Source organism: Rhizobium johnstonii 3841, assembly GCF_000009265.1.
In the GTDB taxonomy this organism is placed as follows: Bacteria; Pseudomonadota; Alphaproteobacteria; order Rhizobiales; family Rhizobiaceae; genus Rhizobium; species Rhizobium acaciae.
In genome coordinates this window covers 158,467-181,811 of sequence record NC_008381.1, presented here as the reverse complement: position 1 = coordinate 181,811, position 23,345 = coordinate 158,467, and the positions used below count along the sequence as shown (strand labels likewise).

Annotated in this window: 20 protein-coding genes and 4 pseudogenes; 12 read left to right on the top strand and 12 right to left on the bottom strand. The window is 55.6% G+C overall.

Features of this window, described 5'->3' with window-relative positions; genetic code table 11:
* Positions 1–327: 327 nt before the first annotated feature.
* From glmS to RL_RS40830, 4 genes are all read left to right on the top strand, one after another.
* Positions 328–2,154 carry a glutamine--fructose-6-phosphate transaminase (isomerizing) gene (glmS, locus tag RL_RS28280; protein WP_011654220.1) on the top strand — a complete coding sequence of 609 codons (1,827 nt, stop codon included), beginning with the start codon at positions 328–330 and terminating at the stop codon, positions 2,152–2,154.
* Between the two features lie 77 nt (positions 2,155–2,231).
* Complete coding sequence (locus RL_RS28275) at positions 2,232–2,717, top strand: MaoC family dehydratase (protein ID WP_011654219.1); 486 nt, start codon at positions 2,232–2,234, stop codon at positions 2,715–2,717.
* 167 nt (positions 2,718–2,884) lie between these two features.
* Positions 2,885–4,333, top strand: a complete 1,449-nt coding sequence (locus RL_RS28270) for an efflux transporter outer membrane subunit (protein ID WP_011654218.1) — start codon at positions 2,885–2,887, stop codon at positions 4,331–4,333.
* A gap of 345 nt (positions 4,334–4,678) precedes the next feature.
* Positions 4,679–4,969 (top strand): IS110 family transposase, encoded by a 291-nt coding sequence (locus tag RL_RS40830; RefSeq protein WP_225510626.1) that lies wholly within the window; start codon positions 4,679–4,681, stop codon positions 4,967–4,969.
* A 20-nt stretch (positions 4,970–4,989) separates the two neighbouring features.
* Here RL_RS40830 and RL_RS28265 read toward each other — a convergent pair.
* From RL_RS28265 to RL_RS38420, 5 genes and pseudogenes are all read right to left on the bottom strand, one after another.
* Positions 4,990–5,386, bottom strand: a pseudogene (locus tag RL_RS28265) (ATP-binding protein); the annotation flags it as partial.
* 1 nt (position 5,387) lies between these two features.
* A pseudogene (locus RL_RS40825) lies at positions 5,388–5,847 on the bottom strand (IS21 family transposase); the annotation flags it as partial.
* Entirely contained in the window at positions 5,798–5,959 is a 162-nt protein-coding gene (locus RL_RS40390) for a hypothetical protein (protein WP_020048089.1), read from the bottom strand. The pseudogene RL_RS40825 and the gene RL_RS40390, both read right to left, overlap by 50 nt.
* A 50-nt stretch (positions 5,960–6,009) precedes the next feature.
* Positions 6,010–6,864, bottom strand: a complete 855-nt coding sequence (locus tag RL_RS28255) for a calcium-binding protein (protein WP_011654216.1) — start codon at positions 6,862–6,864, stop codon at positions 6,010–6,012.
* 286 nt (positions 6,865–7,150) lie between these two features.
* A pseudogene (locus RL_RS38420) lies at positions 7,151–7,299 on the bottom strand (SfnB family sulfur acquisition oxidoreductase); the annotation flags it as partial.
* A gap of 595 nt (positions 7,300–7,894) precedes the next feature.
* Between RL_RS38420 and RL_RS28245 the strand changes: the two are divergent.
* Positions 7,895–8,545: an outer membrane protein gene (locus RL_RS28245; RefSeq protein ID WP_026264773.1), complete on the top strand. Its 651-nt coding sequence runs from the start codon at positions 7,895–7,897 to the stop codon at positions 8,543–8,545.
* A 23-nt stretch (positions 8,546–8,568) separates the two neighbouring features.
* Here the strand turns inward: RL_RS28245 and RL_RS39445 are convergent.
* Positions 8,569–8,684 (bottom strand): annotated as a pseudogene (locus RL_RS39445) (IS6 family transposase); the annotation flags it as partial.
* A 358-nt stretch (positions 8,685–9,042) separates the two neighbouring features.
* On the opposite strand from RL_RS39445, the gene RL_RS28235 reads away from it, so the two are divergent.
* On the top strand, positions 9,043–9,786 hold the full coding sequence (locus RL_RS28235) for a helix-turn-helix transcriptional regulator (protein ID WP_003551769.1): 744 nt from the start codon (positions 9,043–9,045) through the stop codon (positions 9,784–9,786).
* A 218-nt stretch (positions 9,787–10,004) separates the two neighbouring features.
* Here RL_RS28235 and RL_RS28230 read toward each other — a convergent pair whose 3' ends face one another.
* From RL_RS28230 to RL_RS28200, 6 genes are all read right to left on the bottom strand, one after another.
* Complete coding sequence (locus RL_RS28230; protein ID WP_011654213.1) at positions 10,005–10,454, bottom strand: protein RhiC; 450 nt, start codon at positions 10,452–10,454, stop codon at positions 10,005–10,007.
* 88 nt (positions 10,455–10,542) lie between these two features.
* A complete protein-coding gene (locus tag RL_RS28225) occupies positions 10,543–11,130 on the bottom strand; it encodes a tail fiber protein (protein WP_077978095.1) in 588 nt (195 codons plus the stop codon).
* A gap of 121 nt (positions 11,131–11,251) precedes the next feature.
* A complete protein-coding gene (locus RL_RS28220) occupies positions 11,252–11,947 on the bottom strand; it encodes a protein RhiA (RefSeq protein WP_011654211.1) in 696 nt (231 codons plus the stop codon).
* A gap of 513 nt (positions 11,948–12,460) precedes the next feature.
* Positions 12,461–13,221 (bottom strand): IS5 family transposase gene (locus tag RL_RS38415; RefSeq protein ID WP_122330915.1). Its coding sequence is split into 2 segments (ribosomal slippage): positions 12,461–12,882 and positions 12,882–13,221, totalling 762 coding nucleotides; the frame shifts between segments, so codons are not numbered across the junction.
* A gap of 399 nt (positions 13,222–13,620) precedes the next feature.
* Entirely contained in the window at positions 13,621–14,796 is a 1,176-nt protein-coding gene (locus RL_RS28205; RefSeq protein WP_011654196.1) for an IS91 family transposase, read from the bottom strand.
* A gap of 13 nt (positions 14,797–14,809) precedes the next feature.
* Positions 14,810–15,670, bottom strand: a complete 861-nt coding sequence (locus RL_RS28200) for a tyrosine-type recombinase/integrase (RefSeq protein ID WP_011654197.1) — start codon at positions 15,668–15,670, stop codon at positions 14,810–14,812.
* A gap of 213 nt (positions 15,671–15,883) precedes the next feature.
* Between RL_RS28200 and RL_RS28195 the strand changes: the two genes are divergently transcribed.
* The 6 genes from RL_RS28195 (at position 15,884) to nifK (ending at position 23,304) form a co-directional block, all read left to right on the top strand.
* Positions 15,884–16,435 carry an acyl-homoserine-lactone synthase gene (locus RL_RS28195; RefSeq protein WP_011654208.1) on the top strand — a complete coding sequence of 184 codons (552 nt, stop codon included), beginning with the start codon at positions 15,884–15,886 and terminating at the stop codon, positions 16,433–16,435.
* 322 nt (positions 16,436–16,757) lie between these two features.
* Positions 16,758–16,916 carry a hypothetical protein gene (locus tag RL_RS40275; RefSeq protein WP_020048084.1) on the top strand — a complete coding sequence of 53 codons (159 nt, stop codon included), beginning with the start codon at positions 16,758–16,760 and terminating at the stop codon, positions 16,914–16,916.
* Between the two features lie 88 nt (positions 16,917–17,004).
* A complete protein-coding gene (locus tag RL_RS28190) occupies positions 17,005–18,105 on the top strand; it encodes an asparagine synthase-related protein (RefSeq protein ID WP_020048083.1) in 1,101 nt (366 codons plus the stop codon).
* 1,065 nt (positions 18,106–19,170) lie between these two features.
* A complete protein-coding gene (nifH, locus tag RL_RS28185) occupies positions 19,171–20,064 on the top strand; it encodes a nitrogenase iron protein (protein ID WP_011654205.1) in 894 nt (297 codons plus the stop codon).
* A 102-nt stretch (positions 20,065–20,166) separates the two neighbouring features.
* Positions 20,167–21,672, top strand: a complete 1,506-nt coding sequence (nifD, locus tag RL_RS28180; RefSeq protein ID WP_011654204.1) for a nitrogenase molybdenum-iron protein alpha chain — start codon at positions 20,167–20,169, stop codon at positions 21,670–21,672.
* Between the two features lie 90 nt (positions 21,673–21,762).
* Entirely contained in the window at positions 21,763–23,304 is a 1,542-nt protein-coding gene (gene nifK / locus RL_RS28175; protein ID WP_011654203.1) for a nitrogenase molybdenum-iron protein subunit beta, read from the top strand.
* The last annotated feature ends 41 nt before the right edge of the window (positions 23,305–23,345 follow it).

Below are 23,345 nucleotides of genomic sequence, written 5' to 3'. Positions count from 1 at the left end.
GCCTTTCAGCCCGTGCGCCGATGAAAAACAATTGGCGGCATGTCGTCGGCAAATAACAATTCCTGTTGGCGCGAACATTTTCAGAGGCAGGCCCCACGCCCCGGTCGTAGCTTATCAGTCGACACTTTGCAGAAGGCATCATGCGCTGCCTACAGCGTCTAATCGACGCAACCCGAGTGGGCGACATCCATATCGTGGATGATAGCTATCCCAACAATCAATTTTACTAATCTGTTTGGATTTATTAGCACGCGCTGGAGGACACGCGCCGAGCGGCGTCCGCCTCCTGATTACCTGTCGGGGGCTCTTGGGACATGGGTGACGAGCATGTGTGGGATTGTTGGCATAGTGGGACATAAGCCCGTGTCGGAGCGGCTGATCGAAGCCTTGGGGCGGCTGGAATATCGCGGCTATGATTCATCCGGCGTTGCTACGATCTTCGAAGGAGAATTGCACCGGCGCCGTGCGGAAGGCAAGCTCGGGAACCTTAAAACGAGATTGAAGGAAGCGCCCCTGAGCGGCACTGTCGGCATTGCCCACACACGATGGGCGACCCATGGCGCACCGACAGAATGCAACGCTCACCCGCACTTTACCGATGGTGTAGCCGTTGTTCATAACGGCATCATCGAAAATTTCTCCAAGCTAAAGGACGCATTGGCGGAGGTAGGGACCAAGTTCCAGACTGACACGGACACCGAGGTGATTGCGCATCTCCTGACAAAATTCCGCCGGGATGGCATGGGATGCCTTGAGGCAATGCATGCCATGTTGAAGTGCGTCGAGGGCGCCTTCGCTCTTGCCATCCTGTTTGAGGATGATCCCGCGACCATAATGGTGGCGCGCAATGGACCACCGTTAGTGATAGGCCACGGCGATGGTGAGATGTTTCTAGGCTCCGACGCGATCGCTCTTGCTCCGTTCACCAATGACATCACATATCTGAACGATGGCGATTGGGCTGTTGTAGGCAAAACGAGTGTCCAGGTTTTCGATATCGAAGGCAATGTCGTTACGCGCCCACGGCACATATCGCTTGCTACCGCAGACCTGGTCGGCAAGGGCAATCACCCGCATTTTATGGAGAAGGAAATCTACGAGCAACCGGAGGTCATCGCCCGTGCTCTTGGTCACTACATCAATGTCAACGATAGTCATGTCACAACGACTTCAACCGACATCGATTTCGCCGGGGTTGAGAGCCTCGCGATCTCCGCCTGCGGCACGGCATATCTTGCGGGACTAATTGGCAAATATTGGTTCGAGCGCTACGCACGCTTAATCGTTGAAATTGATGTCGCCTCTGAATTCCGTTATCGAGAAATCCCGTTGTCGCCGCGGTCGGCAGCGCTCTTCATCTCTCAATCTGGTGAGACGGCTGACACGCTTGCATCGCTGCGCTATTGCAAAGCACATGGTCTGAGAATAGGCGCTGTCGTCAATACGCGAGAATCAACTATGGCCCGCGAGGCAGATGCCATCTTTCCGATCCTCGCCGGGCCAGAGATCGGCGTTGCTTCTACCAAGGCATTCACTTGCCAGCTTGCTGTTCTCGCTGCGCTAGCCATCGGCGCAGGCAAGGCGCGGGGCACGATCACAGACGACGAGGAACAGGTGCTCGTCCAAAGTTTGGCGACCTTGCCGGGCGTTATGCGACAGGTGCTGAACGACATCACGCCGGAGATCGAACTCTTGTCTCGGGAATTGTCGCATTACCGCGACGTGCTCTATCTCGGCCGCGGCACGAGTTTCCCATTGGCCATGGAAGGTGCGCTGAAGCTCAAGGAGGTTTCCTATATCCATGCTGAAGGTTATGCGGCAGGAGAATTAAAACACGGTCCGATCGCCCTGATCGATGAAAATATGCCAGTCATTGTCATCGCGCCACATGATCGGTTCTTCGATAAAACTGTCTCCAATATGCAGGAAGTGGCCGCCCGCGGCGGCCGCATCATTCTGATCACCGACGAAACGGGAGCTTCGATGTCAAAGCTTCCCACCATGCACACTATCGTATTACCCGATGTTGCGGAGATTATCGCGCCGATGATCTTCTCTCTCCCGCTGCAGCTTCTTGCGTATCATACCGCGGTCGTTATGGGGGCAGATGTGGACCAGCCGCGGAATCTAGCTAAATCGGTCACAGTCGAATGATTGTGACGATTGGTTAGATCGCAAATCGCCTCCCGGAAAATCCAGGACTTGATCAGACATCAAAAAAGTGAGGTCGTATGCACGAACTTTCGCTCGCCGACGTGCCGTCGCGAATTGGCCAGGAGCTCGGTAAATCCGAATGGATCACCGTCGATCAAACTACAATCGATCTCTTTGCCGATGCGACACACGATCATCAATTCATCCACGTGCACCCGGAACGCGCGGCAGTCGAAAGCCCGTTTGGTGGCACTATCGCTCACGGCTTCCTGACACTCTCGCTTCTGTCGGCGATGAACTTCAGCGGCATGCCAAAGATCCGCGAGCAGACCATGGGCCTTAACTACGGCTTAGACCGGGTGCGTTTCATGTCACCAGTTAAGACCGGCAGCCGTGTGCGCGGTCGCTTCGTTCTCTCTGAATGTCAATTTCGCGGCGCAAGCATGCTGGTGACTACCTACGAGGTTACGGTGGAGATCGAGAACGAGAACCGACCGGCACTCACTGCTAATTGGATCACTATCATTCAGTTTGATCCGAACGACAGGCCTAAAGGGATTTGACGCCAGCTCGCGCCAGCGGGTGTCGACTTGTTGTTTTGGCTGCACGCGATTTCGTAGTGTCACGCCGGAATTCTCGATCTGCTGCGTCGGCAATTGCGCGCTGGCATCATCCTTTGGGCAGGCGAAACGGGTTTGAGTTGAATTTCGCTGTAATGGAGGCTGATTGATTGCATTCGTTCCGTCTGGCCGCTGCGGTGTTGCCGCTACTTTTGTCATCTTGCATGCTCGGGCCCGACCATGCACCGCCGGAAACGCCTTTGCCGGAGAAGTTTTCCGAGGGTGCAAAACAGAGCGCCGGCGATGTTGCGGTGTCGGCGTGGTGGGATTCGTTTTCAGATCGTACGCTCAACCAGTACGTTGCCTCCGGCCTGGATGAGAACCTCAGTGTTCAGCAGGCGCTCGAAAGGGTTAATGCCGCCGCCGCGGACGTCACCATCGCTGGCGCCGGGGGCCTTCCCAAGGCATCACACACGACAAGCGGCGAGATCGGCAAAGGGGGAGATATCACGAGCACACAGAATATCTCCAGCGTGCAACTATCGTTGACCTGGCTGCTGGACGTATTCGGTCAGTACCGGCGCAGCACTGAAAGCGCACTGGCTTCTCTTGATTCTGCGCATGCGGCTGTCGACGCCGCAAAGCTAGCTCTAATCAAAGATCTTGTTTCCTCCTACATCGACGCCCGGTACTACCAGCAGCGCGTCTCGATTTCCCGAGCGAACCTGAAGTCCCGCCAGGAGACCTACGATTTCACGAATCTTCAAGTCGAAGCGGGAGCGGCTTCCCGGCAGGATGTCTTGCAAGCCGAAGGACTTGTCCGATCGACGATTGCCGAAATACCAAGGCTAGAACTGAATTTTCGCGTGTCGGCGCATCACATTGCGGCCCTCCTCGCTTTGCCGTCGGAAACAGTGATCAAGCAACTGCAGAAAAGTGAAGGGCAGCCGGTCTATCGCGGAAAGATCAATGCCGGCATTCCCGCCGATCTTATTCGCAATCGATTCGATATTCGCCAGGCTGAACGGGATCTCGCCGCCGCGACTGCACAGATCGGCGTGGCGGAAGCACAGCTTTACCCCGCGATAACGCTCTCCGGCTCGATCACCCCTTCCTATATCAAGCAGCGCGGCCGTCACGGGGGTATCTTGAAATGGTCCTTCGGGCCGAGCCTTGACCTCCCAATTCTGGACGGCGGCCGTTTGCGGGCAAACGTGGAGACTTCTAAATCGGACGCCGCAGCAGCCTACATAAGCTGGAAATTAACCGTCCTGACAGCTGTGCAGGAAGTCGAGGACGCTTTGACAGCCGTCCGACGCGACGTTCACACAGAGAACTCACGTCGCAGGCAAGTAGAAACGATCGAAGAAGCACTGAAGCTTTCGACGGCCTCGTACACGGATGGCGCCTCTTCTCTCCTCGATGTTCTCGAAGCGCAAAGGCAGGTGTCCAGCGCTCAGGCGAGCCTCGCTGCGGCGATCCAGCAACTGGCCAAGGATCACGTGCGGTTGAATGTAGCAATCCGCGGTGGTTTTGCGGCTCCCAAAGTCGCGTCACCCAGGGAGGCCTCGACGGTTGCAGCCGCAAATGCAAACATCCAATCCGCACATTCGCCATAGCCGAGCGCTGGATGCGGGATGGTTTAACCTGATCAAGTCATTAGCGCGCCAGCGCCTGAGTTGTATTGGCGCCGGCCGGGAGGTCGTCCAATCGCGGCACATGCCCTTCACCACCTCCCGCTTACGAGCAGGGCTTAGAGCTAATGGGATGGTCCGCCCTGTCTCCCGAGAGCATAACGGAGGTGGGCAAAGGAGGGCTGAAATTATGGATCGCAACCAACTGCGCCAATGCGCCGTCTTCGGCATCGATATCGGAAAGAACCTCTTCCACGTGGTCGGCCTGGATAGTTCCGGCGCGAGACGCTACTGCAGTTCTTCGAACGAGCGAACAGAACGCTTGTCGGAATGGAATCCCGTCCGGGTTCCCAATGGCTTGCGCCAAGTTGCAGACGATGGGGCATTCCGTCCGCATCATCCCGGCGCAGTGAAGTCTACGCAAAATCGAACAAGAATGACATCATCGATGCTGCGGCGATCGCAGAAGCTGCAAGGCGACCGACGATGCGCTTCGTTGGCATTAAGCAAGCCGATCAGGTCGATCTTCAGATGTTGCATTGGGTGCGTATTCCGATGAAACCGGCCACCGATTCCGATTTGAAGCCGGCTATTTTTCGGGCTGATCCTGGGTCTGTTTGATGTTTGGATCGGGTTTTGTGTCAGGTCAAGCTTTGCTGTGTTTCAAGCGCCATCGGTGAACGCTGTTTGCGCATACTTTCGCCAATGAGATCGATGCCTCGGCGTTGTGAACGAGGCGATCCAGTATCGCATCGGCGGCGTTGGGTTTGAAATAATTTCCCACCAGCGATCCAGGGGCACCTGGCTTGTGACGATCGTCGAGCGACGCTCGTAGCGGTCTTCGATGATCTCGAGAAGATCGCGGCGCTGATCATCGTTGAGTTTTTCCGGTCCCTAGTCATCGAGGATCAGCAGGTCGGTCTTGGCGATAGATTTGGGGATTCTGCCGTATCGCCCGTCACCCCTTGCAAGCGCGAGCGTGGCGAACAGCCGGGGAACGCGGTGGTATGCAACGGAGAAATCCTCGCGGCATGCTTTGACCGATGGATGCGGCCCAGCGCCGAAAGCGATCTGGTGTCCACTCAGCGTATCGCCGGTGGGAACTGGGCATGTGATCTGGGTCGGTTCCATGACGACAGCCGCCATAGCGGCGCTGATGGACGGCGATGCGCTTGCCGCGGTAAAAGATCTCGATGGTGCGCGCCGTTGCTCTAAGATCGACCTGCTGGCGAATGAGGGCATGAGGGACGGAATAGAAGAAGCTTTTGAACTCGACGTGATAATCGGTCGAGACACGGAGCAGACGCCATTCGGCGAATTCGTAGTTTCACCCGGGAGGCTAGCGAGCGCAGCACGTTCGACACGTTCAAATACTTGCCGCCGGGTAAACACCCAATCGACGCATGAGGTGATCGTTGATGCGATCAAGTGCCAATAGCGGCATTGGCCTCAGCCAGCGAGAAGAAAGTCAGCTTGCGCAACCGCCCCAGGATGCAGGTGGCGCATGGCGGCGTCGTCATCGGCGACGAGAACTTGTTTCAATGGCGTACCTTTACTGGTGCAGTCGATCAATAAAATCACGTCGTTTCTATTTTCAGTTCCCTGCGCCATGTTGGAAAAGAGAAGCGCCCCAAGGGTGGAACGCTCCTCGGATCATCGAATTAAATGAAGCCGAAATTTTCCGCCGTAAGCGAGGTAAGATCCGACATGTCGTGCAGATTGTCGACATGAGCGAAGGCATGCGCGTGGTTCGCAGAATCGACATAGGCTAGTGTCGCACCGTGAGTTTCGCCATCTTGACCGAGAGTTTTTTGATCATGGAAGACAATGATGTCACCGCGGGCTTCGTGATCAATAGCAGTCGCGGCGGCAGCGGCAGACGCAAAGCCTCGATCAGTGATTACCACGACGTGCTCGCCGTGCGCGCCTTCGGCCGCGCCGTTGTAGAAGGTGTCCACAAATTCGCCCGGAAAGCCCTTGGAATGATTGATGAAATTTGCATCAAACAGATTCCGGTCACCACCGAAATCTGCGGCGTCCAGGACAAAGCGGTCCTGCTTCGTGTCGAAATCCATCACACTCGTATAGCAGTGCGTTGTTCCAACCATAGGGTCGTGGAACCGAAACACGAAGGCGTCGCCGTCGTCGCCGCCAGTCAGAACATCTGCGCCGTCACCAGCCACAAGTATATCGCTGCCAGGGCCGGCGTAGAGCACGTCATCGCCCTCGCCGCTATGCGGTATTACGCGGTGAGGGTCGGTGACGTATAAGGGGTAGGAGGCGTCGCTGTACAAGAGATCGTCACCACCGTCGGCATGGATTACGTCTGAGCCTTTCCCGGCCCAGACAATGTCATGGCCCGGACCGGCCGTGATGCTGTCTTGGCCGTCACCAGCTTTGATCCGATCATCGCCGTTGCCGGCATCAATCCAGTCGTTCTTCTTGCCGCCATCGATTATGTCGTTTTCAGGGGATCCTTTGATAAAACTGCCGTTATCACTGCCTTTGATATTCATCGCATATACTCCTTATTAGGCAACGGGCGCCGCCTGTGCCCCTTATCTTTTCCAAGAGCGAATTAGTGAAATCCATTGTTTTGATATGACCTATTTGAATGACGGATGCGAAAATGTTTATCTCGGCCGCACGGCACGCCCTTCGTAGTTGGCCGGCAGATATGAAAACGACTGGGGGCTATGACGATCGGCGGCCGTTGACGAAGGCCACAACTTCTTCCCTCGTATACGCTGAAGACAAATCTGCAGAGCACCTGATCTCAGGGTGCTTTGCAGATCGAAAACCTCAGCTCCAGGCGTGGAGCGGTGGCTTCTCGCCGTTCAGGAAATACTTACCCAAAATGGCGTACTTCCAGCGGACGGGTCGTGCAGAGTATGGGTGCGGGCGTTGCGCCAGTGGCGATCAAGCCCGTGCTCTGCAAGGGTCGAGCGCGTTGAGTATCTTCGCTTCGGCGGTAACGATCTGGGCTTCCGCAACGGCTCAGGAAGAACAAATTGCGATGCTGATCACCAGCAGGAACAGCGCCGAGATACTGGTCTCGACGACGCCGTCAATGTTCTGAATATCCTCACTAAACTATAATATATTTGAAAATATATGACGTATAAGTTTGCTTTAAATGGCGAAGTATCAATCCATTACCGATTTTTGATATAACATAAACGAATATACGATTAAATATATCCTCTGCATCTCTTGTCTTAAATCAGGTAATTGTAGAGAGTCTGCTTATGAAAGCAGGTATGACAATGCTGAAATATTCAACAAGGGCTGTCGCAGGGAGGAACGTCGGGGGCTATGGTCCAGGAGGAAGGCTCCAGCACAGCAGGGACAACGCCTCCTATGTCCCGAAGAGCGTCGGGTCGACTCAAGACCCAACGGACGCGAGGCGAAACTTGATCCAGTCGAGCGATTTGGCTTTTCTCATGGAAGCTCATGATGCCCTCTCCGCGAGTAAGGCGTGGTTTGCAGACCCTTGCGCGTCCAGCCCAGCACCGGATGTTAGTTTCGTTCGTTATCGAGTTACATATGTCGCTAATTAAAAGAAAAATCTTCTCCGTGGGCGTCTCGATGCTAATGGCATGCGGCGCGTCGGCGGCCGATCTAGCTGACCACAGCGTTCCGAGCGCCCCCTCTTATGACGCACCGGGAACCTTCTCGTGGGCCGGGGCTTACGCCGGTCTTCATGGAGGTGTCGCGGCCTCCAAATTCAACCCGTTCAACAATGGTCGCGCCCCAGCGGTGGGCGCTCAGGTAGGTTACAATTTCCAGGCTGGATCGGGCGTTTTCGGCGCAGAACTGGAAGGCTCTTACTTGAACAACGAAGTACGTGTGCCCGTCGGCAACGTGGAAAGCCGCTTCCGAGGTGCCGCGAAAGCGAAGGCTGGCTTGGGCTTTGATCGCACTTTCGTCTACGGCACCGCGGGCGTCACAACGACCGAGTTCGAGGGCCACCGCCTCGTATCCGGATCGGACAAATGGAAATCCGGGCCGGATAGCTGGAAACACGGCTACCTCTTTGGTGGCGGCGTCGAGCACGCGTTTTCGGGCGGCGTGTCGGCAAAGATCGAGTACAACTACGTCATTAACAACGCCGTCCCGACCACGAGTGGAGGCATCAGCTCAAGGTCCGACCTCAACGATAATGTAATTGAGGCGGGCCTAAACTTTCGCTTCTGACGAATTCGTCTGAAGCCTTGAGCAAAACCCAAATACAAGGCAACCGCCCGCACGATCAGCCATGCCTCGAACAATGCCGGCGCTTGAAACCATCCATCGATTGCCGCTTCAGCTTTTCGGCAATAGCATTCAGAATCATCGGCTCGCTCCACAACTTTCGGAACGGCAATCATCTTCCCATGTCAACATACCGTTGAGCGCCAAAATTTGCGACAGGCCCTGCTTTGAAGTTCTCAGTCGTCTGCCGTACGGTTCCGAGTGAATGCGAAGCTATGGCGATCGGGCTGACGCACTCGGTTAAAATTGACGGCTCGAATTGTTTTTCAGACGAGCGGCGCCAAACGGTTTGCCGAGGACGATCCCGCCTGAAGATGCGCTTTTTGGTTGTATGCATCAAGGGTATATAATATGGTTTTCAGAGTTTAGCTGCCCACGGAACTGGACACTCACTGCTTAGATGTGAGGAAGTTAATCTTGCACCGAACCGGGAGGTTGTCGTGAAGGAAGAATCCTCAGCGGTCTCGAATCTGGTGTTCGATTTCCTGTCAGAGTCAGCCAGCGCAAAGAGCAAAGACGATGTGTTACTCTTATTTGGAAAAATTTCGCAGTATTTCGGGTTTAGTTATTTCGCGATATCCGGCATCCCCTCGCCTATTGAGCGAATTGATTCCTATTTCGTTTTGGGCAATTGGTCAGTCGGGTGGTTTGATCGTTATCGTGAAAACAATTATGTCCACGCCGACCCCATAGTGCATCTTAGCAAGACATGCGATCACGCATTTGTTTGGTCGGAAGCTCTGCGAGATCAAAAACTCGATCGGCAGAGCCGTCGTGTCATGGATGAGGCACGCGAATTCAAGTTGATTGACGGCTTCAGCGTTCCTTTACACACTGCCGCTGGGTTTCAATCGATTGTCAGTTTTGGAGCGGAAAAGGTAGAGCTCTCAACCTGCGACCGAAGCGCGCTCTATCTGATGGCGGCTTACGCGCACAGCTTGCTCCGCGCCCAAATTGGGAATGATGCCAGTCGAAAAATTCAGGCCTTACCCATGATCACAACGCGAGAGCGCGAAATCATCCATTGGTGTGCCGCAGGCAAAACAGCAATAGAGATCGCAACGATTCTCGGACGATCCCATCGAACCATTCAAAATGTCATTTTGAACATCCAGCGAAAGCTCAATGTGGTTAATACACCTCAGATGATTGCCGAAAGCTTTCGTCTCAGAATCATTCGCTGAAGCATATGGAGTTTTCGGCCACTTCAAAGATCGGGCCTGTTGGATCACGACAGCCATCATGATCAGATAGTAGCCCCGTTGAAATGCAGAGCTAAATCTGCGTCTGAATTGATAGACAGGCGCAACACAGTTTTCGGTAGGTCGAGCAGGCAGCATCGATTGGGGGGCTGCGAGGACGTGCTTTGAATTTGTTTCCCCAGAAGTCGTCCAATGACCGCCTACCGCCAGACGGCCCCCCCGAATTGACCAGTCGCGTCTTTTGGGGTGATCCCCGACAGATCGCAGTGGTTGGCATTTTCTGGTCGGGCAGCTTGGATCAGCCGCGCACTTTTAACCGGCGCATTTATCATGCAATACGCGTTAAAGCGTGCGGGTAGCCCTGGCGTTGTATTCGCCTGGTTGCCATTTGGCCTGCAGTTGACGCTTGCCCCCTCCAAACGCCCCGATGGATCCACGGGCTCACCGCTGAAGTCGCATGTTTTCCCGGTTGACGTTCCCGGATTTCCAACCGGACCGGCAAGCGTGACGCCGCGGATCACGACGCCAGTTTCTACGGGCTTCGCCCCCACCTTGCCTTTTTGCTGCTCCTCAGCCGCGGCACCCTGCGCGAACGTGACGGTCAGAGCGAAAGCAGCTAGCCATCCGAAAGCTCTCAAAGTAGCAGTCATTAAGGTTCTCCTCTTTTGCCGGCCGGCAAGATGTCGCTTCCGGACCGATGTCTCTAAATCGAATGAAAGGACCTACACCCCTTTCAAGTTACCGAAACTTGATCAGGTAGTTCACGGCCACGTTCTTGGGACGCGTCTCAAGAGCTGTGCGTGCCGGATTTTCGGGTGAACCTGTCGATTTGCTTGAGATGGAAGTTCCGGCGGCATTGCCCTGCTGCGAAATTCCCGCCGGCGTCGTTATCTCATAGGGATGCGCGTGAACTTGCAGAGCATCGCATTGGAGTGATCCAACAACATTCGCAACATTATTGCCGGTTGGATCTAGCCGTCGTTTCGCGTCAGGGTCCATACCGCCACCGGCATCGAAACCGCGCAGGAACAGCCCACGGTAGTCTGGAATCCGAAATTCCAGATCGGCCGTAGAATTCCGCTCTCCATAGAGTCCGCCGAGAACGGCGTAGAGTTCTGGATAGACGGCTGCCCTGAGATAGCGTCCATCGCAAAGCATCCATCCCTGGGCTTCGACGTAGCTGATAGGAGCTTCCGCATTTGTACCCGCAGCCTCGCCAGAGCTTGCGCAGGGCGTGTTGCTCCAGATTGTATTGACCGAGCTCGAGATAGGGGCAACTTGCCCCGCAAAGGGACACACCGCACCGATTGGAGGCCCTGCAAACATCGTTGGTTCCTCGGGCAATATTGATGTGTGAGGAAAGGAGTGCCAATTATCAGCAACAACAGGCACTCCCATGCATCAGTTCCGCCCTGACGGGCGGAGCTGAAGCCAATTCACCCTGCCATCAAGCCGGGTTGATATCCCAGGTATTGTCCTCTTGGAGCACGCCTACGAGATTGAAGACGGCAGAGGGAAACTTGGCTTCCCTGGTCTGGGTGATCGTGTCGATGCTGAGCACCGACCCGATAGTGACATTCGTTCCCGCCGCAATCCAATAGCTCGGAGTTGGCGTGAACGTGTGGAGCAGATTGGTGCCCGCTTGTGCAACATAAGTCCCTGTTCCGGACATGCCGATGCCCACGGAGAACCGGTTGTTTGGCACATTGCCAGCATCGTTGATGACCAGTGATCCTGCAGGATCCCCCTTGATCGGCGCGGTCAGGCCAGGTCCATCGCTTAATGAAAAAGTAGTGGTGTTTCTCCCGCTGGGGCTGCAGTCCTCCACCCCGGAGGCAAAAAAGTCCACGCCAGGAATCAGTTGTCCCGTGTCGCTCCAGACGAAATTATAGGCGAGCTCCCAAGTGAACTTGATTTGATTGCCAACCCGAATTTGATACGGAGAGCAGAACCATGCCAAGGAGAAGACATTGGCAACAGGTTGAGGCATCTTTTGATAGACATAGAAGGTCCAAGGTTGCGCCGATTGATTCTTCAGCAATAACGAATATTGCGTTCCTTGGGCAAGCGCTGCGCTTCCCGGCTGTGATGCACGGGCATGATCCGTCATTTCCTTGTCTACGTAGCTGACATGCAAGGACATTTAACTCTCCCTTTTCCATTGATTTTGTGTCTTCACGCCAGGACTGATCCAATCGCTTGGACCGCTTCTTGGCCCAGCTCCAACTGAGGCGAGTGTTATTGGAGACACCAATTCAGCTATAATCATTTCCGGGTGACGTAAATGAGTAGATTTACTCCCTGACAGACCACGATTAACCCATAGGCATGCCCCCGAAACCCGGGACGGTAAGAGCGGCCGAAGTCTATTTGGTCGGTAGCAGATAAGCACCGGCCGAGATGGCTTTCTAACGTGATCCCATCAACGAAAAGCGGCCTGAGAGGCGGCTTGATCGAGCCCCTGGCGTCTTTGACGCACACCGTATGCTCTGCAAATTTACTCTAGCGGTACGAGATGATGGCATTCTTAAGCCCGTTTTGGCGATCTTTCCGTTACCGCCATTTCCCATGCCGCGGGGGATTGTTTGATTTCAAACCATGGTAGCGCGACGAACGACGTTAATCATCCGCGACCTAGGCCGTAGTGACGATTTAACTATTTGAGCCAAATAGCGATAGCGGCGAGTTTAACGAAGCCCATGAAGTTTGCGAGCAGCTTGTCATATCGGGTTGCGACGCGTCTGAACTGTTTGAGCTTGTTGAAGAAGCGTTCGATACGGTTTCGCTCCTTGTAGAGATCGGCGTCATAGGGGCGCTGGAGCTTGCGGTTGCGTTTCGGCGGGATGACGACGTCAGCACCGGTTTCAGTGATCTTGTCGCACAAATGATCGGCATCATAGCCCTTGTCGGCAATCGTAGCGGCAGCCTGGATGCCATCGACGAGATCGTGAGCAAAGGCGATGTCGTTACGCTGTCCGGGAGATGCGATCAGACGAACCGGAAGCCCGAGCGCCTCCGTCGCGGCATGGATTTTGGTGCTTAATCCGCCCCGAGACCGGCCCAGGCCCTGGGCATCCGCCCCCCTTTGACCTTACGCGCCCCTGCCGCATGCTGGTGTGCCCGCACGATGGTGCTGTCGATCATCAGCCATTCCAGGTCTGCTTCTCGGGCAAGCATCGCCAGCATCTCATCGAGCACACCCATTTCGATCCAGCGGTAGTAACGCCGTTTCACCGAGCGGTAGTCGCCCAGTCGCTCGGGCAGGTCGCGCCAGCGGCTGCCGGAACGGGCCATCCACAAAAGCGCGTCCAGAAACAATCGATTGTTCGTGCGCGGACCGCGTTTGCCCTTGGTCCGTCCCGGCACAAAACCTCTGATCCGTTCCCATTGATCATCCCGAAGGGCATCGCAATCCATCACTGACCTCCAAAAGTCAGCGTTGAATCTGATTTGCTTGCCCTTGGGAATCTGGAGGGTTCTGTGAGGTCCGTTCGCTATGCGTGCGGCATTCACTGATCGGACCTCATTGAAGCCGGATTGAGCGAAGGCGCGGGTTGTTTGGCGCTATGGGGATTTAGTCGAAGCGGTGGATGGCGTTTGGCAGAATCGAGCCTTGCCGGAGCACCTGGACAGGTCTGGAAGGAGATTCTTGCCGGTATGCGGTGTCTTTGACGCTCCTGTCGGCTGGTTTGCATCGGCCGACCCCTTGGTTCTGTGGCGGTTTACGTCGCTCAGGCACGCATTGGCCAAAACACTCGCCTCGCGGCTCCCGGCATGCCGACGCTGATCGTTGCAATGATGCTGCGCGTGATATGATCATGAACTGTCTTTCCATGCTGGCCGGCGTACCGGCTGGAGCGGGGTCCATGCGCCGATGATTGTCATGGCTCCGCCACAACAGGGACAGCGATGCGCCAAGGGTGGTGGCTTTGCGTCCGGTTCTTCGACCGGGTGTTCCGGCGGCGGGACGTCGAGCAGGCTTCGGCACAGATCCAGCTTCAGTTGCCGATGGCCATTGGCAAGCAAGCCGAAGTGACGAATGCGGTGGAAGCCGTCCGGAACGATGTGAAGCAGGAAACGGCGGATGAACTCGTGGGCATCAAGCGTCATTACCTTTTGCCTGCCGCCCGTTCGATAATCCTTCCATCGGAATGTGACGCGATCGCCATCGATGCTGACGAGGCGGGAATTGGAGATGGCAATGCGATGGGTATAGCGCCCGAGATAGGCCAGCACCTGTTCGGGTCCGGCAAATGGCGGCTTGGCGTAGACCACCCAGTCGACACGCCGCGCTTCTTTGACGATGCGATTGAACGCGGCCGGATCGGCCAGGCCGGCGATATCGCCAAAGAACCGAAGCTGGCCCAGGTCGTAGGCCTGCTTCAGCTCTTCGAGAAACAGCCGCCGGAACAGGCGTGACAGAACCCGCACGGGCAGGAAGAAGTTTGCCCGGCAGGCAACCCAGCGGGACTGGTCGGCCGACAATCCGCCGCCCGGCACGATGCAATGGATATGCGGGTGATAATGGAGCGTCTGGCCCCAGGAGTGCAACACCGCGATGAAGCCAATCTCTGCACCCAGATGCTTGGGATCGGCAGCAAGCCTGCGCAGCGTCTCGGCGACAGCGCGAAAGAGGATCGTGTAAACGGCATTTTTGTTCTGGAAGGCGATTGCGGCGATCTGCTGCGGTAGGGTGAAAACCACGTGGAAATAGCCGACCGGCAGAAGGTCGGCCTGCCGGGCAGCAAGCCAGTCACGGCTCGCCTGTCCCTGGCACTTCGGGCAATGCCGGTTGCGGCAGGAATTATAGGCGATGCGGAACGCCGCGCAGTCCTGACATTGCTGGACATGCCCGCCCAGGCGAGCGGTCCGGCACATCTCGACCGCACTCATGACCCGGCGTTCGACACGCCCGAGATGAGCGTCGTGTGTTTGGCGATATCTTTCCCCGTGGCGGCGAAAAATGTCCGCCACCTGCAGTCCCGCCGCCATAGCGAAGCTATGCTCAGCCTGGCGGCACCACCTCTAGCGTCAGCCGGTCGAGCGGGCTGGTCGTGCTGCGGATCAGCGTATTGGAAACCTTCGTGTAGCGTGCCGTGGTGGACAGATTGTTGTGGCCGAGCAAAACCTGAATGATGCGGATGTCGGTTCCGCTTTCCAGAAGATGGGTGGCAAAGCTGTGACGCAGCGTATGTACCGTCACCCTTTTGTCGATGCCGGCAGCAGTGCACGCCGAACGGCAGGCAGAATACAGAACCTGGACGTCAATGGGCTTGGTCTCGTCCCGGCCCGGAAACAGCCAGACCTCGGGTCTCGCCAGCCGCCAATAGACCCGCAGGATCGCGAGCAACTGCGCTGACAGCATGACGTTGCGATCCTTTCCGCCCTTGCCATGCTCGACGCGGATGATGCCGCGCTCGCCATCAATGTCGCGGACCTTGAGATGGACAGCTTCCGAGGCGCGCAGCCCCGCCGCATAAGCTGTCGTCAATGCGGTGCGGGTCCTCAGGCTCGGAACCGCTTCCAGAAACCGCACGATCTCGTCGCCGTTTAGGATCGTCGGAAGCTTGGCGGGTGTCCGGGCATAAGCAATGCGCTCCGGTATCTCGCCATGACCAAGCGTGACGCCAAAGAAGAACCGCAGGGCACAAACTGTCTGGTTCAAGGCCGGCCATGATAGGCCCGATGAGACCAGATGCACCTGAAACGCGCGCACGTCTTCCAGTCCAAGACGGTCTGGCGATCGCCCGAAATAGCGCGAGAACTTCGTCACCGCATGCAAATACGATCGTTGCGTCGCTGGCGAAAGATTGCGGATCGTCATGTCATCGATCATGCGCCGGCGTAGCGGGCTTATCTCTGTCATCGTCATCTCCTGTTCAAAGGTCGGGCTAAAACAGCCCAATCCTTCAAATCAGAAGCGCATCATGCAATCCCGCGCTCCAAATGCCGCGATAGCGGCTTCGTTCAATCCCAAGACATTAAATCGTCACTACGGCCTAGCTCAGAAATGAGTATTTCTACTCATTTTCAAGGACAGAAAGATCGCGCATAGTGGTCTTCGGGGGGTCAGGGAGCGATGATGAAGATTTGCATTGGGGACTCTCGGGCTAACGCCGTAATCATGGAGAAAATCTGGCGGTTTCGACACCAGCAATTTGTGGAACGACGTGGATGGCAGGCATTACGCAAGAGTGACAGACGGGAAATAGATCAGTTTGATCACGATTGCGCTATTCATTTTAGCGTTCTCAAGAACGATGCGGTGATCGGGTATTCTCGGCTCCTTCCTACGGTGCAGCCGCATCTTCTTTCAAGCGTCTACCCGCAAATCATGCGGGGCCAAAAGTGGCCAAGGTCGCACGACGTTTTCGAATGGACGCGGTGGGCGGTTGCAAGCGGTGACGAAAGGATTGACGGGGTTCGAGTATCGCGGGTTTTGATGATCGGGTTGATGGAGTTTTGCCGCGTTGCCGGCATCACCTCGCTCATCGGCGAGACGCACCCAAAGCTGATAAACTCCTTGCGCGCCAACGGGTGGCAAACACACATCCTCTCAGAGCCCAGCATTTTCGAAAACGAATTAGTCGTGCCACTCGAAGTCATCCCATCGTCCGCCCCGCAGACGTGAGGGCAACTAGCTAGCATAGGAAATTCCGCTCGATGTTTGAACCTTACGGCTCAGGAATTTTTGGTCACCAGTTCGCCGCCAGTCCGGCTCAGAAGCGCACAAGTCCCCGCCCGGAATTCTTTTGCACAAGCGGTGCTACATCGCAATCAATGCTTAGGTCAGAGAGCCAGTCACGTAGCCGCCCGGATCGATTGCAGCCTAATGATTCCGCAGCCTATGCCACCCTAGAACGGCATGGGACAGTCAGTGTACCTCAGTCACTCGCGTAATTGGCATCCCTTTAGGGGGACGGCGAGGAGAGCAACCAACGGAGAGTCATAACATGGAAACGACAACTAGCCGCAAGCCCGTTAATCTCATCGGTAGCGAGTTGAGCGTGTTTGCCAAGGCGCCGCGCGTCGGACCGACCCCTTCGACCGCAGAAATTGCTGCCATGATCAAGGGGGGCAAGCCAGGCGACATGGACAAACTGGACGTTTAAGTTTCATCCGTGTGACCGTCGCCAAGGCGGCGGTCACTGGCCCTTTAGATTTTCATCAACTAAGCGATCACCATGTTCAAGGGAACGATTGACCGAGGTCATCTCGTACGTGGCTGAACCCCCGATGTACCCGCCCTACCCCAACATCTCTATCAAGATCCTAGACCATCCTTTGCTCGAAAGCTTCCGGTGGGACACCAGTGATCAAATCATCCTGATCTGCCGCGAGCGTTCTGCCGAAGCGAATGGGCACCTTGTGGCACTCAGGGATTGGCCGATAGAACGAGCGCAGGATTTCTGTGCTTTTGGGCAATGGCCATTGGACTATCAGACAATTTCGATCAATCGCCATTCCGGCACGGTGACCTTCAGCGCCGGACATGGAGGTGTTGCGCCACTTTATCTGAAGGTCAGCGGCGAGCGCATCGAGCTCTCCTGGTCGATAGCGGACTTTTATTCGGGCATGACTCTCCCCGACGTCGACACGGATCGAACCGGCCTGCGTCTTGTGGGGACGCTCCCCTATGCAACAACCACGATGTTTCGCTGTGTTTTCATGCTGACGGAGCGCGCGTCACTTTGCATCAGCAGGACGGGAGCCATCGAGACGAAATATCCCCCTCCGGCACCGTATTTCATCCCGACTCCGCTTGTGGATGAGGCCGATGTTGCAGCCGCAGCATGCCGTTTGATCGACACCCTGCTGCGTCGCTGGCCCCTCACGCCGGCCCTCACGGCTAGCGAATTCAGCGGAGGATTGGATTCGGCAGTCGTTGCCGCCATTTTGGCGGGGCAGCATCCTGACGCCCTGCAAACCTATGCCTTGGAGGTCGAGGGGCCAGCTCGAAGTCAACAGACTTCGCGGCGCGAAATAGCAATCGAGCACTTTGGCTTCCACGACCAAACGCTGCGTGTTGACACGGTACCAATGGTTCCGTGTGGGTTCGAGGTGAGTAGCGACTACGTCCCCGCGCCCTACAATGCCGATCTGCAGCGGCCTCTCCATCAACTATTGAAGTCGCTCGCAACTGCCTCAGCCCCACGGGCGGTCGCAACTGGTACAGGCGGTGATGAATTGCTAATGGCCCATGCTTTCGAGCAAAATCACGAGCAATTCGCTCGTAATATTAGCGATGCATTCCTTCCTGCGATCCTTCCCTCCGCCATGACACTGGTACTCAAAAACTGATTGCCCGACTATGCAGTAAGCTGCGATCGAGCACCCTTTCCTATTCTGCCGATCTCGGTACTGGAGGCACACGCCGCGCGGGCTCCTTTGTTTGCGAGCCATGGCATATGGCCAATTAGCCCATTCGCCCAGCCAGAAGCCGTACGATTTTATCGGAGTTTGCCTTTAGCCTGGAGGCACGAAAAGGCGCTGCATCGCCGGATGTTGGAACGGCTTGGATATCCCAAACGGTTCTTCGGAGTTTCTATAAGAGAAAATTTCGAACACTATCTGACCGGCTCGCTGATTATCGGTGCTAGCGAGATCACTAATCAATTATCCCGTCGTTGCCTGCTGCATGAAGGGGACTGATCGATGCTGACCGCCTGATCGCCACAATAGACGACATCCGATACGATTCTCCGCTTAGCGATCTCGGCTTTATCTTCCACGCGATTAACGTTGAACACATGCTTCGGCGAATTGACGGAACTTGAAGGAGATCACCCGCTATCGCAGCGGGGACTTCAACACGCCTGCAACTGGTAACCCGTGCATCGCCGCGGAACGAGGCCGATGGGTTCGCTGCCACTTTGAAATGTCGTGCTTCTGGAGCGAGACTTATATGAACATTTGCCATCGCTCGCGCCCAGACGCCGCGTCAATGACGTCTTCCTCGTGAAGTGGATCGCTAGCCGTGGCGTAGTCGAGTGACATGGCGCTTGATCATCGCCGGAAACAGCCCTTTGCGGCAAGTGATCAGAATTCGTTACTGCTGGTCTGGTGATGGGATACAGGCTGTTCGAACAATGGTCCTAGAAGCTACACATGGATAAATGAGACATCCTGTCGGCTGGTCAGATATTCGACATTGTCATCACCTTTGTCGGTTACGTGACAAGCGTTCCTGTTCTCAATCCCGCATCTTTGCGCCCACATAACTGGAATCGCAGTAAATTATTGTTCGTCATCTCTATCGGCCTGCTTGGCACGAATCTTGTGAGCTATAGCGAGGCAGCGGAACGGCCTCCGCATCCACGTTGCGGGATAACCGCATTGCCTCGAACACATGAAGGAACGCCAAACATGGCAGCTCTGCGTCAGATCGCATTCTATGGAAAGGGCGGCATTGGCAAGTCCACTACATCCCAAAACACGCTAGCCGCCCTTGTGGACCATGGGCAGAAGATCCTCATCGTCGGCTGTGACCCTAAGGCCGATTCTACGCGCCTGATCTTGAACTCGAAGGCCCAGGATACGGTTCTTGATCTCGCTGCAACGAGAGGTTCGGTTGAAGATCTTGAACTCGAAGACGTGCTCAAGGTAGGCTATAAAGGTATCAAATGCGTGGAGTCTGGCGGCCCGGAGCCAGGCGTCGGCTGCGCGGGACGCGGCGTTATCACGTCGATCAACTTTCTCGAGGAGAACGGCGCCTACAACGATGTCGACTACGTGTCTTATGACGTGCTCGGTGACGTTGTGTGCGGCGGCTTCGCGATGCCGATCCGTGAAAACAAAGCTCAGGAAATTTATATCGTCATGTCCGGCGAGATGATGGCGCTCTATGCCGCCAACAATATCGCCAGGGGCATCCTGAAATATGCTGCAGGCGGCAGCGTACGCCTGGGCGGCCTCATTTGTAACGAGCGTCAAACCGATCGCGAACTCGACCTCGCCGAAGCGCTGGCTGCCAAACTCAATTCTAAGCTCATCCATTTCGTGCCACGCGACAACATTGTCCAACACGCCGAGCTTAGAAAGATGACGGTGATCCAATATGCGCCGGACTCTCAGCAAGCGGCCGAGTACCGAACACTTGCCCAGAGAATACATGACAATTCTGGCAAAGGCACCATCCCGACCCCCATCACCATGGAAGAGCTTGAGGACATGCTTCTCGATTTCGGGATCATGAAGACCGACGAGCAGATGCTTGCCGAACTTCAAGCCAGGGATGCCAAGTTGAAAGCTGCCCAGTGATCACACTGACACGAGCGCGCAGCGACACGCAAAGCACCCGCCATCCCGTGAGGGAGGTTTCGCCGATGTGGCTTCAGCCGGATTTTCCAAGGGGTTGGGTTAATGACCTTCAAATACGCCAATGACAGTGATTTACATGCGAAGCTTATAGCGGATGTGCTGTCGCAATATCCGGACAAAGCAGCGAAGCGCCGAAGTAAACACCTTAGCCTGGCAACGAGCGAAAAGGACGCCGGCGAGGACCCAAACGCGATTAGCGAATGCGAGGTAAAGTCGAATATCAAGTCTGTTCCAGGCGTGATGACGATCCGCGGCTGCGCTTACGCCGGTTCAAAAGGTGTCGTCTGGGGACCAATCAAGGATATGGTTCACATTTCACACGGGCCGGTCGGCTGTGGTCAATACTCCTGGTCGCAACGTCGCAACTATTACGTCGGTCTGACAGGCATCGACACTTTCGTGACGATGCAATTTACCTCCGATTTCCAGGAGAAGGACATCGTTTTCGGCGGTGACAAGAAACTGGAAAATGTCATCGATGAGATCGCTGAACTTTTCCCGCTAAGCAATGGCGTCACCCTGCAATCAGAATGTCCGATCGGCCTGATTGGCGACGATATCGAGGCCGTAGCTCGAAAAAAGGCCAAAGAACACGCGACGACCGTCGTGCCGGTACGCTGCGAAGGCTTCCGTGGCGTGTCGCAATCGCTTGGCCACCACATCGCCAACGACGCAATTCGAGATTGGGTCTTCGACAAGAAAGACATAAAATTCGATCCAGGTCCCTACGACGTAAATGTCATAGGCGACTATAACATTGGCGGCGACGCATGGGCCTCGCGCATCCTGCTCGAGGAGATCGGATTGCGCGTGGTCGGCAACTGGTCCGGAGATGCAACTCTCGCCGAAGTGGAGCGCGCGCCGAGAGCGGCACTCAACCTCATTCACTGCTATCGGTCGATGAATTACATCTCCAGGCACATGGAGGAAAAATATGGCATCCCTTGGATGGAGTACAATTTCTTTGGACACTCCCAAATCGATGCCTCGCTGCGCGACATAGCCAAGCACTTCGGGCCGGAGATCCAAGAAAAAGCCGAAAAGGTCATAGCCAAATACCAACCCCTCGTTTGGGCCGTAATCGACAAATACTGGCAGCGCCTTTCCGGCAAACGGGTGATGCTCTACGTCGGGGGATTGCGTCCTCGTCACGTCGTCACCGCCTATGAGGACCTCGGGATGGAAATCGTAGGAACCGGCTACGAATTCGGTCACGGCGACGACTATCAGCGCACTGGCCATTATGTAAAAGAAGGCACGCTGATCTACGACGATGTGACTGGCTATGAACTTGAGAAATTCATTGAGGGAATTCGGCCCGATCTCGTCGGGTCCGGCGTTAAAGAAAAATACCCGGTGCAGAAAATGGGCATTCCATTCCGTCAGATGCACTCATGGGACTATTCTGGTCCGTATCACGGTTATGACGGCTTTTCGATTTTCGCCCGAGACATGGACATGGCCATCAACAATCCCGTTTGGGGTCTTTACGACGCGCCGTGGAAGAATGACCGCGCCTCGGCGGATGGCAGTAGCATGAGGACCTAATATTCTCGAAGAAAAATGCGGGAGGCCTTACGCGCCGAAGGTCTCTGATCGCCACCATGTCGTCGCAGCCAGACCGAAAGAGGTGACCCTATGCCGCAATCAGCTGAGAAAGCTCTCGACCATGCGCCTTTGTTCTGCGAGCCGGAATACAGGCAAATGTTGGCCGAGAAAAAGCTGAACTTCGAACGCCCACACCCGGAAAAGGTCGTGTCAGACCAGCGCGAATTCACGAAGACTTGGGAATACCGCGAGAAAAACTTGGCCCGTAAAGCCCTTGTCGTTAATCCAGCCAAAGCCTGCCAGCCACTCGGCGCGGTTTTCGCAGCGGCGGGATTCGAACGAACGATGTCGTTCGTCCATGGCAGCCAAGGTTGCGTTGCCTACTACAGGTCGCACCTATCGCGCCATTTCAAGGAGCCGTCATCGGTGGTCTCGTCATCAATGACAGAAGACGCCGCTGTATTTGGTGGCCTGAAGAATATGGTCGACGGCCTCGCCAACACGTACAAGCTCTATAACCCGAACATGATCGCGGTATCGACCACATGTATGGCCGAGGTCATCGGAGATGACCTGCATGGTTTTATCGAAAACGCCAAAAGTGAAGGTTCTGTCCCGCGAGATTTCGATGTCCCCTTCGCCCACACACCTGCCTTTGTCGGCAGCCATGTCGATGGCTATGACAGCATGGTAAAAGGTGTGCTGGAGAATTTCTGGAAGGGCACCGCGCGAAATGAAGCCACCGCTACTATCAACATCATTCCTGGATTTGATGGCTTCTGCGTTGGGAACAATCGCGAACTAAAACGCCTGCTCGACCTGATGCAAGTGACTTACATGTTCATCCAGGACGCATCAGATCAGTTCGATACGCCTTCCGATGGCAAATTTCGGATGTATGACGGCGGGACCAGCATCAATGACGTGAAGGCGGCGTTGAACGCGGAGTGGACATTGTCCCTGCAATATTACAACACTCGCAAGACGTTAGATTACTGCAGAGACGTTGGACAAGCGGCGACCTCCTTCCACTACCCTCTCGGCGTCGAAGCTACCGACGAACTTCTGATGGTGATATCGGAAATTTCCAGCAGAGAGATTCCCGAGGCGATCCGTCTGGAGCGCGGCCGACTCATCGATGCGATGGCGGACAGCCAAGCTTGGCTATACGGAAAGAAATACGCGATCTATGGCGATCCAGATTTCGTCTATGCGATGGCGCGCTTCATCATGGAGACCGGCGGCGAGCCAACCCACTGCCTCGCCACAAATGGCACCTCAGCTTGGGAGGACGAGATGAAGGAACTCCTCGCATCCTCGCCCTTCGGGAAGAATGCACAGGTCTGGCCAGGCAAAGATCTCTGGGCACTGCGCTCGCTACTGTTCACAGAGCCGGTGGATCTCCTGATCGGAAATTCTTATGGGAAGTATCTTGAACGGGACACCGGTACCCCACTGGTTCGGCTGATGTTTCCAATTTTCGACCGGCACCATCATCATCGATTCCCCCTCATGGGCTACCAAGGCGGACTGCGTCTTCTAACGTCGATCCTCGACAAGATCTTCGACAACCTCGATCGCGAAACAATGCACGCGGGTGTGACAGATTATTCGTATGACCTCACTCGCTAGGAGCGGCGGTCGGCCAGGCGGCCTATCTCTCAACCAGATAT